The sequence below is a fragment of the Rummeliibacillus sp. GQ308 genome (genome assembly GCF_059759115.1).
Window position 1 is genome coordinate 369183 of the sequence record NZ_JCAXDQ010000001.1, and the last position, 14334, is coordinate 383516.

Sequence of the window (14334 nt, forward strand, 5' to 3'; positions counted from 1 at the left end):
CATTATTTGTAATGTTTTTTGACAACAGTAAAGGATTCCACAGCCTCACGGTCAATTTCATATCCTATTCCAGCAGCCTGCGGTATGTTGATGTAGCCATTTTTGGATACGACTTCAGGCTTGATAATATCCTTATCCCAATATCTATTTGAGCTTGCTGTATCTCCCGGTAATGTAAAATTCGATAATGTTGTTAAAGCCACATTATGTGCACGCCCAATACCTGATTCGAGCATGCCGCCACACCATACAGGAATGTCGTTTGCTTCACAGTAATCGTGGATTTTCTTGGCTTCGGTTAATCCGCCGACACGTCCGATTTTAATATTAATAATTTTTGTACTCCCAAACTCTACTGCTTTTCGTGCATCTTCAAGCGAGTGGATGCTTTCATCTAAGCAAATCGGCGTTTCTAGCATTTTTTGCAGCTGTGCGTGGTCAATAATGTCATCTGATGCTAAAGGCTGTTCAATCATCGTGAGGTTGAACGCATCTAGCTGTTTCAACAATTCTGCGTCTTCTAACCGATAGGCGGAATTGGCATCTGCCATCATGGCAACATCAGGGAAAGTGTTTCGTAATATGCGCATGACCTCCACATCCCAGCCTGGCTTAATTTTCACTTTAATCCGTTTGTAGCCTTCTTTGACGTAGCCATCGACTAATTCAACTAGCTCTTCAATGGATTGTTGAATGCCAATACTAATCCCGACTTCAATTTTATCTCTTGTACCGCCGAGTGCAGAGGCAAGAGATTGATTTGTTTGCTGTGCATAAATATCCCACACGGCTCCTTCAATAGTGGACTTAGCCATATTATTTTTCCGAATAGGTGCAAATAACTCACTAACTTCATCCGGGTGGTGGATTTCCTTATTTAAAAGCAATGGGATTAAAAAGTCCTCCAGCATGTGCCAGTTGGTCTGCAAAGTCTCTTCGTTATACCAAGGCGAGTGGAAGGCGACTGATTCACCCCAGCCAATCGTTCCATCTTGGTCCTGCGCTTCAAGCACGAGAAAATCTCTATCTGTAAATGTTCCAAAACTTGTAGTGAAAGGATCCTTTAATTTCATTTTTAGTTGACGGATCGTGATATTTACAATTTTCATAGTTACTCTCCTCCAAATTCTAATGTTTCTGTTTTCACAAAAATATAGTCATTATGCGTTTCATACGATTGCAAACGTACAGCAGCATAGCCTGCTTTAAATAGGCGTAGAAATATCTTACGTGTTTGCAAGCGCCAATCAATTGCGAGTATTTGACTTTGCGCTTTGAGGAATTGAAAATCTTTCGGTACTGAAATGGAATAGGCAGGTTTATTTAATTCTTGCTCTGGGCTTGCAATAAAAACGGGTAGCCGGTCTTCATTTAGAGAAATGGTGTTCAAGGCTTTGACTACTTCTATTTGAGGCTGTTGTTTTTCAATCACATATGGACTAGTCAAATGCCAATGCACTTCAAACCGGTCTGATGGTAAACCTTGATTAAATTTATTCTGCATTTTTCCATAGCAATCTTCGAAGTAGGTGTTACATATGCCGTTTAGTTTCGTTAGGTTTAGGGATGCATTGCGGGTTTCAAGTGGATCATATGTCCATTTCATGATGTGGAAGCCCTTTGCAATGGCCATTTCACGCTGTGCAAGTTTTAACTTTTCACCAATACCTTGTGAACGGTAATTCTCATCAATCCCGAGCATATGAGAGCATAAATAGCTTTTTCCATTATCAAAACCAGGAAATCCATAGCTGAAGCCAACTAAATCGACTCCATCAAATGCTCCAACTATAATGCCACCATTTTTTACAGCTGTTAAGGTTTGATGAGTCGGTATGGGATCCATATCCCATACTTTTTGTTCAAGCTCTTGAATCTGTTCCATCTCAGCAATGGTCTTCAATTCTCGAATATTCATCATCTAATCGCTTCTTTCTATTTGATGTAGGGCTAGTATTAAGGCTCTTGCAATAATTTCAACACCTGTTGGGAGTCGCTCCTGATTAAAAGTCATATTTGGGTGATGTAATCCGGGTGTAACCCCACATCCAAGACCAAGCATGGTTGTTTTCAAATGGGGGCGTGTATAGGCATAAAAGTGAAAATCCTCACCACCTGGTGTCACAATCTCAGGCGCTAAATGATCTTCACCAACCACATCGAGGATGGCCTGCTTCATTATGTTTTTCGCGCTATCATCAACTTGTGCTGCTGCAATATGCGCATCTATCTTGTAAGTGATGACTGCGCCAAATAATGTGCTGACGGCTTCCACTACCTTGTCAAAGCCTCTTGTTAGTTCATCCATCGATTCATTATTTTGAGCCCGTGCATCGATGCTGAATGTGGCACTCCCAGGAATGATGTTAGTAGATGAACCACCTGCCTGAAGCTGTGTCATCTTAATAGAAGCTGATTGTTCGGGGCTAATCCAAATCCTTTTTAACCCATCGATCATGGCAGCTGCTACTTCAATGGCATTCACTCCTTTCTCAGGACGTGCTCCATGTGCTTCAAGTCCTTGGATGGTTCCGGTAAATAGTTTTGCTGCTCCGTGATAGAGTGCTGGAGAATAGGTTCCGTCCTGTAACTCGTATAGCGGTCTTACATGGGTGCCGAACAAATAGGTCAGTGAATCTACAATTCCTAATTCGGCGAGTGCCTTTGCTCCTTGTGCTTTTTCTTCAGCCGGCTGAAAAAGAATTCGAATGGCGCCTGGCAGGGAAGGGGCCATTTCTTTCAGGAGCAGCACTACCCCTAAGGCCACGGTCATATGTCCGTCGTGTCCACAAGAGTGATTTGCTTTGAATTCACCGTCTACTTCTTGCCATAGTGCATCCATGTCTGTGCGGAAACCAACTTTTGGAATGCCTTCTCCAATATCAACATATAAACCCGTCATATTTTTAAAAAGATGTGGCTTCAAACCCTCTTGACGAAGGAAATCTGCAATATAAGACGTTGTTTCTACTTCATTCCAGCTAGTCTCAGGGTAATGATGTAGATGTTCGAAAATCGTTTGTAGTCTTTCGGTAAATGGTTGTTTCATCAGTTAAAACCACCGATCTGCAATAAAGCTATTTTTATAATCATCGTATCTTACTCGCTGATCCTGATAATATTGCGGATCAAGAGTCATCATACCTGTCACGATAACATTTAAAAATGATATAAGAGATGGCATGAGATCAATCGTCGACAGTTCAGGCTGTTCGAGAATAAAGGAATATGAGCTGTGTTTATGGATAGGGGCTAATTTCGAATCTGTAATAGCTAAGACCGTAACCCCTTGGTTGTGAAGAGTTTCTGCAATTTGAATGGGTTCCTTAAAATACCGATGCAATGAAATGACAACGACAACCGAATCCTCATCTATTTCCTGCATTGTCCGAAAGAGATCCGCCGAGTCCGTTTGAATCAGCTTCACGTTCGGCCGAAGGATATTTAACGTAAAGTGCAGCCATCTTGCCCCAAACTCTGATGCACCTCCACCCAAAATATATAGATTTTTTGCTTTATGTAGTCGTTCGGTTGCCTCATTAAAATGTTCTTTATTAATTTGCTTGGCAATCCCGCTGATTTTTGTACTGTCTTTGTTCATGCCTTTTTCTACTAGACATTGGTCATTGTAGAGCTCCATTTTCGAAGAAACATAGTAACCAAGTGTACTAACAGCGGTATTATTAAAAACATGTAAGGTAATTTTCTTTTGTAGTTCTGTATAGCCTTCAAGCCCAAGCGCAAAGCAGAAGCGAATAACTGTCGTTTCACTTGTTCCCGCCTTTTCACCAACCTCAGTAGCTGAGTGAACACTCACAAATTTGGGATGCCGTAAGACAAAGTTTGCTACCTTTTGTTGAGCTTTTGAGAGATCATGGAATTGCATCTCAATCAATTCTTTGATACTTCGTTCTTTTTCCAAGAGAAGTCTCTCCTTTTTATTTTATATTTTGAAGTTTCAACTTCATACGAGGATAGCATAAATTAATTCATAAAACAATGAATATTCAGAAATATTTTATGAGATTAATAACGATTAAAGACGGATAAAAAAGGACAAGGTTAAAGTTGATTAGACCAGAGGAGAGAATAGTGAAGCATACCTTGAAAGTGACAACATTATACTAAAAGCCAATTTAGGGGTCAGTAGTCTACTACATAATTATGAAGGCCAAAAATAATATATGTGTTTATGAAGTGGGACAGCGGAGACTCCTTAGGGATTAGCGAGACAGGTAAGATCCCACAGGAAGCGCAGCTGTCCCACTTCAATTTAATATGAATTAATAAAAACATTTACAATTACACATGTTCAATACCTCAATACAAATCTATCAGCAAATGGTACCGCCAACTTCACGAATATCTTCATGATCATGTGCAGCCGCTACTGCAGATAGTTTAATGCCTTCTACGATGGTATCTAGACTTAAGCTTGGTTGGTTGTTAGAGACGGCTTGCTCAGGGATGAAAGGAATATGGATAAACCCTCCACGAATATGCGGCGCATGATTAGCCAGATAATGCATGACGCCATAGAATAAATGGTTACAGACAAATGTACCGGCAGTATGAGAGACGGCTGCTGGAATCCCGGCTTCTCTCATATCATGCACCATTCTTTTAACTGGCAGAGTGGACCAGTAGGCAGCCGGACCGTCTGCTGCAATCGGTTCATCAATGGGTTGATTCTTCTTGTTATCAGGGATACGCGCATCATCAATATTAATAGCAATCCGTTCAGGTGTAATTTGAGTGCGTCCGCCAGCTTGTCCAACAAGAATTACCACATCGGGCTGGTGCTTTTCAATGGATTCCGTTACAACTTTAATTGACTCATGAAAGACAGTAGGAACTTCTTGTGTAATGATGGTTACATCATCAATTTTTTGGCCTTCTAACTTTTTCACAGCTTCTAAAGCGGGGTTCACAGTATCACTACCAAACGGGTCAAACCCGGTAATCAGTACTTTTTTCTCCATTTGAACATTCCTCCTATTTAATTAGAAAATACATAAGAACGATATTGAAAGCTAATGCACATAATGCTGTTGGAATTTGAACTCGAATAACATGATTCTTATCCTTTAAATCTAGTAGAGCTGCAGGCACAATATTGAAGTTTGCAGCCATTGGTGTCATCAATGTGCCGCAATAGCCTGCAAACATTGAAATAGCCGCTATTTGATTCGGATTGGCGCCGAATTGTTTGATCAATAATGGAATGGCAATACCAGCTGCCATCACAGGGAACGCTGCAAATGCATTTCCCATAATCATCGTAAAGACGCACATTCCGATACAGAACGCAAATACTACCCAGAATAAAGATGTCTCTGGTATAACCTTTGTGACCATATCTGAAACGACTTTGCCCACATCGGCAGAAGTGAAAATGGTTCCAAGTGTAGCTAATAGTTGAGGGAGTACAACTGCCCAGCCGATTGCTTCTAATAATCTTCGTGACTCTTTAATGGTGGTTTTAGGTGTACTTTTTGTCAGTGCTACTGCTGCGAGGATTGCGATTAAACATGCAATGCCCAGTGATACAAGTGTAGGGTTAGCTGGATCTAATAATTGCAGTGAGCCAATTTTTACATTAACAAATAACTTAGAGCCTATAACCGTGATAATCGGTATTAATAAGGCAGGCAGGAATAACATATTTCCAAGTTTCTTCCGGCGCTCTTCGCGTTGTCCCTCAGTCGCCTCTTCATATGAACCTTTCTTTAAACCGCCCAAGCCGACGATTAGCACCATAAGGATAACCATGATTCCTATGTAAAACGGCGGTATGACTTTGCCGAATAGTAGTGTAAGAGAATAAAGAAGATAGAATAAACCGGAGGAAATTCGGCGTGGGTTTGCTTTATCTAAAAAAGTATAGATGGAACAACAAAACCCAATAATACCCATGATGATATAAATAAATTCAACTGAAAAAACCATTAGCTCACATCCTTTTTACTGATCGGTGGAGTGTTCTCTGTCTTGCCTCTTAGTTTCCGATCTAGCTTTTTATCAAAGAAATAAAGTCTTATTGAGTGGACGATGAAAACAAAGATAGCGGTAGGGATACCCCAAAGTGCCATCGATATAGGGTCTGCTTCAATCCCGTTTTGATCAAAGAAGCCTTTCATCAGTAAAATTGCACCGACAGCTACAAAAATATCTTCTCCAAAAAAGAGTCCAATATTATCTGCTGCTGCAGCATGCGCTCGAATTTCTTCTTTTTCTTTTTCGGGAACCTCTCCATATTTTGCTTCTGCTGCACCCTCAGCCATAGGGGCGATAAGCGGTCTAACAGTTTGTGGATGCCCGCCAATACTATTTAATCCAAGAGCGGCACCGATTTCGCGAATCAGCAAGTAGATCGTAAGGATACGGCCTGCTGTAGCGGCTTTTATTTTTGAAACAAGATGTCCCGCCTGATTTTGTAACCCGCTTCTTTCTAAAAGGCCGATGACGGGAAGTGTAACAATCAAAATAGACATATAACGATTTGTCGTAAAGGCTTCTCCAAATTGGGTAATGATTTCTTTTATAGGCATACCTGCAATTAAACCAGTTACTAAACCGGCGACAGTTACAACTACAAGAGAATTTAGCCTTAATGCAAATCCGATGATAATTAATGCAACGCCAATTAAAACCATATAAACTCTTCTTTCTCTTAGGAATTTTTTGAATATAAAAATACTAACAGATATAAAATAGGCTGAAAAGGGCTTCAGAAGTTTAATTTTAAAATAGTATTAATTATCTATAAATTAAATATAAATAAAAATATTAATAAATAAATAAAGACTTTACTCTATTTTAAATTGTTTAAATCTTTAAAATAAAATATACTATAATAGTATATTGATATTTATATTAGAAAAGCTATTAAATTAATGATTTTTGCGAGGGGGAGACTTAATGGATTATTCCTTGTATCCATTGGGAGAAAATGCAATCATTATCGAATTGGGAAATGAACTAAATTTACTCACGCATCAAAAGGTACAAGCCATTTCATCTTTTTTAGAGAATCATTCATTCCATTGGATGGTAGAATACATACCCGCATTTTCGACAGTAACTATTTTTTATAATCCGTTAAAAATAATGAATAATTTAAAAGGAGAGCTCCCAAACCAGTTTGTTTGCAATGAATTACATGAGGCATTATCAGACTTACCTGTGAACCAGCATACAGAAACGAGAATTGTGGAGATTCCGGTATGCTATGGGGAACAATTTGGCCCGGATTTAGAATCTGTTGCTAAGTTGAACGGCTTAACGGCAGATGAGGTAGTTCAAATCCATTCTTCTGCAGAATACACTGTCTATATGATTGGGTTCGCACCAGGATTTCCGTATCTTGGAGGGATGTCTGAGGAAATTGCAGCGCCTAGATTGCCATCTCCAAGATTGAAAATACCCGAAAGAACAGTTGGGATTGCTGGCAAACAAACGGGTATTTATCCGATTTCAACACCTGGTGGCTGGAATTTAATTGGCCGGACACCAGTAGAGCTATTTCAACCAAATGCCGAAACACCAAGTTTGTTGCGAGCTGGAGATAAAATTCGTTTTAAACCGATTAGCTATCAAGAGTACATAGAGTGGGGAGGGCAAGAAGGATGATCACTATAAAAAAACCCGGACTCCTCACAACGATTCAAGACCTAGGTCGGTATGGCTTTCAAAAATACGGGGTAGTTGTGGGCGGAGCAATGGATACCGTTGCACACCGGATATCGAATTTGTTAGTGGGAAATGAAGAAAATGCCGCTACATTAGAAATCACACTTATGGGTCCTCATATAGAATTTCATGAAGATACACTTCTATCAATTTGCGGTGGTGATTTATCTCCTTCAATTAATGGAGAGCCAGTTTCAATGTGGAAAACCATTTATGTGAAAAAAGGAAGCGAACTTCGATTTGGTGCGGCGAAGGCTGGATGCCGAGTGAATTTGGGGATTGCAGGCGGATTGGCTGTACCCTCGGTCATGGAGAGCAAATCAACATATCTTAAGGCTGGCATTGGTGGGTTTAATGGAGGAGCTATAAAACAGGGAGATAAAATTTCAACCGATTCAATTAGTGGAGTAGCGCAGCACATGATGGGTCAACTGAAAAAAGACATGAAAAATCAAACATTCGTAGAAGCTGAATGGTCCATTGCATCTGAGCTCATCCCTGCTTTTAAAAATGACCAAGTGATTCGTGTGATGAAGGGACGTCACTACTCACTTTTTTCAACTTCAAGCCAAAATGCTTTTTTCTCCTCGCGTTTTGATGTTTCTACACAATCAGACCGTATGGGGTACCGATTAAAAGGAGTTCCATTGTCGTTAGCGCAACCGATTGACATGTTATCAGAAGCGGTAAGCTTTGGGACAATCCAAGTACCTTCAGATGGAAATCCGATTATTTTGCTGGCAGACCGCCAAACAACAGGAGGCTATCCAAAGATTGGGCAAGTTGCTGCTGTTGATTTGCCATTATTGGCTCAAGCAAAGCCAGGTGATACCATCCGTTTTACAGAAATTACTCATGAAGAGGCCCAGAAGTTGCTTTTGCAAAAGGAAAGAAAAATACAATTGCTAAAAAAAGCGATAGAATTGAAACTAAACGAGGGGGAATAAACATGCTTAAGGTTGATTTGAATTGTGATATGGGGGAGAGCTTTGGCACTTACAAAATGGGAAGAGATGAAGAAATTCTGGATTTCATCACTTCTGCTAATATTGCTTGCGGCTTTCATGCAGGAGACCCTGCGACCATTAGGAAAACGGTCCGTATGGCAATAGACAAAAATGTTGGGCTAGGCGTACATCCAGGATTGCAAGATTTAGTCGGCTTTGGTAGAAGAAATATGCAAATTTCTCCGCAGGAAGCATATGACCTTGTTGTCTATCAAATAGGGGCAATTTATGCTTTTGCTAAATCAGAAGGCGGACAAATTCAACACGTGAAACCCCACGGGGCTTTATACAATATGGCAGCAAAAAATTCATCACTCGCGATGGCGATTGCAGAAGCCGTCTACAAAGTGGATCCAAGCATTATTTTATTTGGTTTAGCAGGAAGCGAGCTAGTCAAAGCAGGTGAAAAAATTGGCTTGCGCACAGCAAATGAAGTATTTGCCGACAGAACATATCAAAGTGATGGCTCACTAACATCAAGGACTGAACCGCAGGCTCTCATTACGGACCGCGAAACAGCTGTGAAAGGCGTCATCCGCATGGTAAAGGAAGGGACTGTAGCGTCACTTCAAGGTATAGACGTCCCTATCCAAGCAGATACCATTTGTATTCATGGCGATGGAGAGAATGCACTGGACTTTGCTAGTTATATTTCTAGTAGCCTGCGGGAAGCTGGGATTGAAGTAGCAAAGATTGCAAGCTTTAAGTGAATAACGCCTTGATAGTTGTGCTAAAAAAATTACATATATTCTTGAATGACAGAGGCATGGATTGTGGCACCTAATGAACACCTACTACGCATCACTTCTTCTTACCGCTTCCAAATAAAATTCCATCACATCTACGATAAACCGATTCAATTTTCTATCTAGCTTTTTGTACATATAGCCAAAGGGATTGCGAATAAACTGCTTTTTGGTCTGTTGAATGGTTTCTTTGAAGGCCGTAAAACTAATATCTTCGAGTTGTTGTTTGCGGGATTGATATATTTCCCATTCCAGCAACGGCTTTAGTTGCTTGTACACTACATCTGCAAACCTCTTTGTCTCTGATGTATTACCTGTGGTAGAAGCTAGATAATGAAAGATTCGATTACGTATGGATGTATTGAGCATCGGGTACGTATGTTTACCGTATTGATGTTTAGGATTAGAAGATAAAGAAGGTTCTTGTTCAGTTGTTACAACCTCCGCCTTACTCTCACAAGGGGTTTCAGCTTCCTCTTGATGTGCCAAAATCGATGTGTCATGGTAGGGTAAAATAGAAAAGATGTTGGCGCCTTTGATGCCATTCATCTTTTTTGTTTGGATGCGTTGGATAATTTGAAATTCTTCTAGGCGTTTAAGCGTACGGAAAACAGTTCTTACAGAAATGCCTAAAGCTGCTGCAATTGTTTGTGCTTTTAGGTGGCAGGCTCCCGGGTAATCCAATGCATGCGAAGCCATTTTATAAAGAATTGCCTTGTCTGATGGAGTCAAATTGTAGTAATGCTTGTGGATATGTTGTTCCACTACTTCGTCCATTTCTTGTACAGTTGTAAATGTCGCATATGGTGCCAAATAATCAAAACGTGCCATTGTATTCTCCCTCTTTCTGCTTTTACATATTAAATAGAAGAAAGTGGGAGAAAGAGGACAACAAGAGAAAGAATTTTTTCGCTTTATGTGAATGATGATATCAGTCATGTTAAATAAATATATGTCTTCAATCTTCTTTCAGGTTGAAGGCTTTTTTATAAAGAAAATTTTTTCAGAATGAATTTCATACAGAGGAGGTAGAGCAAATGAAAATACTATTGGCGCCTGATTCATTCAAAGGTAGTTTAACAGCAATGGAAGCTGCTAATGCTATGAAAGAAGGAATACTGGAAGTGGACTCAAATATAAAAACGATTGTATTGCCTGTGGCTGATGGTGGAGAAGGCACGATGCAAAGTTTAATTGATGCAACGAATGGCGAACTTACCCACGTACTTGTAGAAGATCCGCTGGGGGAAAACGTCCAGGCAGCATATGGAGTGCTTGGTGATGGAGAGACATGTGTAATTGAAATAGCTGAAGCTTCAGGGCTTACTCGTTTAAATAAAGAGGCATTAAATCCGATAAAGGCGTCTTCATATGGGACCGGACAATTGATCCAGCATGCATTGAATGCAGGGTATCGTAAATTTATCATTGGATTAGGTGGGAGTGCGACGAATGATGGGGGAGCAGGCTTGCTGCAGGCTCTTGGCATTCGTTTATTAAATGATGAAGGCGCAGACCTGAAAAAAGGTGGAGGAGCATTAGCTGATGTAGCCTCCATAGATATGAATGGTTGGGATGCTCGCATTGCAGATTCTGAATTTATCATAGCGTGTGATGTGAAAAATCCATTCGTCGGTCCAAATGGAGCTTCAGTTATTTTTGGACCACAAAAAGGTGCTTCTGCTGAAGAGGTTGTTTTATTGGATTCTAGTTTAAAACGTTTTGCGAATGTGATTGAAAGAGAGGTTGGCATTGCGTTACACGAGAAAGAAGGAGCAGGAGCCGCGGGAGGTGCTGGAGGAGCATTCCTAGCTTTTTTTGATGGACAAATGAGACAAGGTATTCATGTAGTATTAGAAGCTGTTGATTTTACTCACCATGTATCAGACGCCGATCTTGTATTGACCGGAGAAGGAAAAACAGACCTACAGACATTATCAGGAAAGACGCCCATAGGAATCGCCCAAGCAGCCAAAAAAGCAGGCAAACCCACTATTTTAATTTCTGGAACGATTGATGAGGATTGCCGATATAGTCTTACACCCTATTTTAATGAAATCAATTCGGTTGTAGAAGAGAGCGTCTCAACGGAAAAGGCAATGGATGCAGCCTTTGTATATTTGAAGGAGAAGACAAAAGAAGTGATGGGAAGATTCGTATGTAAGAAAAATAAAGAAAAGAAATTATAACATCGCAAAAAAGTTTCACTTTAACGGAAACTTCTACCAGAAACAAGAGGAGCTAGGTCTTTGAATGATTTTCTACAAAAAATTAATTAATTGTTACTTAAGCACTTGCCACTATTAAAAGATGGCAGGTGCTTTTTTTGTTCAGTTTTTATTCAGTGCTGTGACGGTATGATAACAAAGGTGTTCAGTTAGAGGCTTTCAAAAAGAAAATTAGTGTTTGATATGAAGTATTTTTGCCGATTTTATATAGTATTTCTTCTAGTTTTTGCTATACTATGAAAGTTAAAATTGATTCGAAAGATATAATAGAGGAATTATTTCAAGTAAAATAGAAATAATAATAGAACATTATACTTATGGCTGAAAAATAATTTTTATTAGAAAGTGTGTTTTAGGCATTAAGAATTATTGAGAGGAATATAATTAATAACCCCTATAAACCTAGTGATAATAAGGGATTCAGGGGCATGATAAGGAGCCAAAGTGCTTACTATGAAAATACGAGGAGAAACAGTATGAAAGTATTAATAACAGGAGGCTATGGTTTCATTGGTTCGCATGTAGCTGATCGCTTTCATAAAGAAGACCATGAAATATTTATTATTGATGATTTATCATCAGGCAAGAAAGAGAATATCACCTTTAAACACAAAAGATACGTACTTTCTGTTGATGATCCAAAATGTGAAGAAATTTTTAAAGCAGTCCGATTTGATATTGTCATTCACCTAGCTGCTCAAATAAGTGTCGTAAAATCCTTTAATAATCCTTTGTTAGATACAGAATCTAATGTTGTTGGGCTTGTAAATATATTATCACTTTCTCAAAAGTACCATGTGAAGAAGTTTATATTTGCTTCATCTGCAGCTGTATATGGTGTGAACGGTCAATTGCCTTTATCAGAAGAAGAGGAATGTGCACCAATATCACCATATGGAATCAGCAAATGGATTGGTGAAACGTATTGTGAAAAGTGGAACGAAATATATGGGTTTGAAACTGTGTGTTTTCGTTTTTCAAATGTATATGGTCCTCGTCAGAATAGTAAAGGCGAGGGTGGGGTCGTTTCTAAGTTTGTAAACAACACATTAAATAGCGAAGCACTGAAGATTTTCGGAGACGGCGAACAAACAAGAGATTTTATATATGTCGGCGATATTGCGGACGCTATATATAGGTCGACCAATGCTCCTATTAGTGGAGTCTTTAATCTATCCACAAACACAGAAACAAGCATTAATGACTTGGCGCAGATCTTTCAGGATATACACGGAAAAGTGAAAGTAAATATGCTGCCTGAAAAAGAAGGCGATATCCGCCACTCTGTTTTAAATAATAGGAAACTTATGGATGGCATCGATTGGAGTCCACTTTATGATATTAGGTCAGGATTAGAAAAAACATATCAATGGGCTGCAAGAGATCGGGCGCAAAAAGAAATAGCAGCTACTTCTGTAGAAGCAACAGATAAGCCGAAGAATTTTGCGCATGTGGTAAAGCCTTTTAAAGCTTACATCGAAAATATAGTTGTTTTCCTTATCATCGCATGGTTTGTGCTGACAAATGATATATCTATTTTTAATACGACAGAAATTGGTGTTTTTTATATTATGATTTTTGGTGCTATGTATGGTATTAAACAATCTATCTTGTCTGTCGGCTTATCAATTGGACTATTAACCATAGAGAAACTGTTTGAGGGAAGAGAGTTTATATCTTTATTGTACGATACATCATTTTTCTTCCAGGTTGCTTTATTCTTATTTATCGGATTAGTAGTTGGCTACTCTGTACAACGTAAAACAAACCGCTTGCAAGAGCAGCGACAAAAAATGACTGAGCTGGAACAACGTTATGAGTTTTTAGAAGGCATTCATACAGAAACTCGAGAGGTTAAGGATGAGCTCCAAATGCGTCTATTGAATAGCGAAGATAGCTTTGGTGAAATTTATTCCATAATAAAAGAACTAGATGAACTGGAGCCGGAAAAGGTATTTTCAAAAGCTGTTCAAGTAGTAAAACAGGTGATGGACGCTGATAATGTATCAATTTATGTCTTTAATCGTAACCAAGCATTTTTAAGATTAGTAGCGAATACAAACTTCTCTCAATCAGCTCAAAAAAATTCGATTAAAGCAACTGAATATAAATATATACAGCATGTATTGCAAACAGGCACTATCTTTGTAAATAAAGAGTTGTGGCCGGATACGCCTATTATGGCAGCACCCATCTATCGCAACAATAAGATTTCTGCTGTGATTACAATCGACTGGATGGAATTTAAACACATGTCACTCTACCATGAAAATTTATTTAAAATCACAACAGAGCTTGCTGGTTCAGCATTAGATAGAGCATTGCGTTATATAGAGGCGACAGAGGCTAACCGATTTATTCCTGAAACGAATGTCTTATATCTAGAAGTATTTAAAAGCATATTAGAAAGCAAGAGGGAACAAAAAGATAAGTACGGTATGCCGTATGCAGTGCTTGAGGCTTTTGTTGTTCAGCAAGAGATAAGTGTTTATGCAAATAAATTATCAAATTTATTACGAGAAACGGATTACATTGGCATGTTAGACCAGAATCGGATGGGTGTCATTCTTTCGAATACAAATCGGAATGATGTGGAGTTAATTTTATCGCGTTTTGAGGCAAATCATATTTCTATGCGCTTGTTAGAAGGGGAAATGTAAA

At 39.2% G+C, this 14334-nt stretch carries 13 protein-coding genes; 5 read left to right on the plus strand and 8 right to left on the minus strand.

The window, feature by feature from the left end; all coding sequences use genetic code 11:
• Window positions 1-2: 2 nt before the first annotated feature.
• From menC to AC6CHJ_RS01825, 7 genes are all read right to left on the minus strand, one after another.
• Window positions 3-1109, minus strand: coding sequence for an o-succinylbenzoate synthase (menC, locus tag AC6CHJ_RS01795; RefSeq protein WP_392995186.1), 1107 nt, complete (start codon window positions 1107-1109; stop codon window positions 3-5).
• A 2-nt stretch (window positions 1110-1111) separates the two neighbouring features.
• Window positions 1112-1921: a GNAT family N-acetyltransferase gene (locus AC6CHJ_RS01800; RefSeq protein ID WP_392995184.1), complete on the minus strand. Its 810-nt coding sequence runs from the start codon at window positions 1919-1921 to the stop codon at window positions 1112-1114.
• A complete protein-coding gene (locus AC6CHJ_RS01805; protein WP_498287105.1) occupies window positions 1922-3049 on the minus strand; it encodes an amidohydrolase in 1128 nt (375 codons plus the stop codon).
• A 3-nt stretch (window positions 3050-3052) separates the two neighbouring features.
• A complete protein-coding gene (locus AC6CHJ_RS01810) occupies window positions 3053-3922 on the minus strand; it encodes a MurR/RpiR family transcriptional regulator (protein ID WP_498287106.1) in 870 nt (289 codons plus the stop codon).
• Between the two features lie 412 nt (window positions 3923-4334).
• The gene (pcp, locus tag AC6CHJ_RS01815; RefSeq protein WP_392995178.1) at window positions 4335-4982 is read right to left on the minus strand and encodes a pyroglutamyl-peptidase I; all 648 of its coding nucleotides are present in this window, start codon (window positions 4980-4982) and stop codon (window positions 4335-4337) included.
• A 13-nt stretch (window positions 4983-4995) separates the two neighbouring features.
• The gene (locus AC6CHJ_RS01820; protein WP_498287107.1) at window positions 4996-5949 is read right to left on the minus strand and encodes a DUF979 domain-containing protein; all 954 of its coding nucleotides are present in this window, start codon (window positions 5947-5949) and stop codon (window positions 4996-4998) included.
• The gene (locus AC6CHJ_RS01825; protein WP_147195162.1) at window positions 5949-6656 is read right to left on the minus strand and encodes a DUF969 domain-containing protein; all 708 of its coding nucleotides are present in this window, start codon (window positions 6654-6656) and stop codon (window positions 5949-5951) included. Before AC6CHJ_RS01825 ends, AC6CHJ_RS01820 begins: the two co-directional genes overlap by 1 nt.
• Before the next feature lie 265 nt (window positions 6657-6921).
• Here AC6CHJ_RS01825 and pxpB point away from each other — a divergent pair, with 265 nt between their 5' ends.
• The 3 genes from pxpB to AC6CHJ_RS01840 are packed head-to-tail and all read left to right on the plus strand — an operon-like array spanning window position 6922 to window position 9409.
• On the plus strand, window positions 6922-7632 hold the full coding sequence (gene pxpB, locus AC6CHJ_RS01830; RefSeq protein WP_147195160.1) for a 5-oxoprolinase subunit PxpB: 711 nt from the start codon (window positions 6922-6924) through the stop codon (window positions 7630-7632).
• Window positions 7629-8639: a 5-oxoprolinase subunit C family protein gene (locus AC6CHJ_RS01835; protein ID WP_498287108.1), complete on the plus strand. Its 1011-nt coding sequence runs from the start codon at window positions 7629-7631 to the stop codon at window positions 8637-8639. Before pxpB ends, AC6CHJ_RS01835 begins: the two co-directional genes overlap by 4 nt.
• Window positions 8640-8641: 2 nt before the next feature.
• Window positions 8642-9409, plus strand: a complete 768-nt coding sequence (locus AC6CHJ_RS01840; protein ID WP_498287109.1) for a LamB/YcsF family protein — start codon at window positions 8642-8644, stop codon at window positions 9407-9409.
• Between the two features lie 84 nt (window positions 9410-9493).
• Here the strand turns inward: AC6CHJ_RS01840 and AC6CHJ_RS01845 are convergent, their stop codons facing one another.
• Window positions 9494-10276, minus strand: coding sequence for a helix-turn-helix domain-containing protein (locus AC6CHJ_RS01845; RefSeq protein WP_498287110.1), 783 nt, complete (start codon window positions 10274-10276; stop codon window positions 9494-9496).
• A gap of 206 nt (window positions 10277-10482) precedes the next feature.
• Between AC6CHJ_RS01845 and AC6CHJ_RS01850 the strand changes: the two genes are divergently transcribed.
• Both AC6CHJ_RS01850 and AC6CHJ_RS01855 read left to right on the plus strand, forming a co-directional pair.
• Window positions 10483-11634: a glycerate kinase gene (locus AC6CHJ_RS01850; RefSeq protein WP_498287111.1), complete on the plus strand. Its 1152-nt coding sequence runs from the start codon at window positions 10483-10485 to the stop codon at window positions 11632-11634.
• Window positions 11635-12149: 515 nt separating this feature from the next.
• Window positions 12150-14333, plus strand: a complete 2184-nt coding sequence (locus AC6CHJ_RS01855) for an NAD-dependent epimerase/dehydratase family protein (protein WP_498287112.1) — start codon at window positions 12150-12152, stop codon at window positions 14331-14333.
• The last annotated feature ends 1 nt before the right edge of the window (window position 14334 follow it).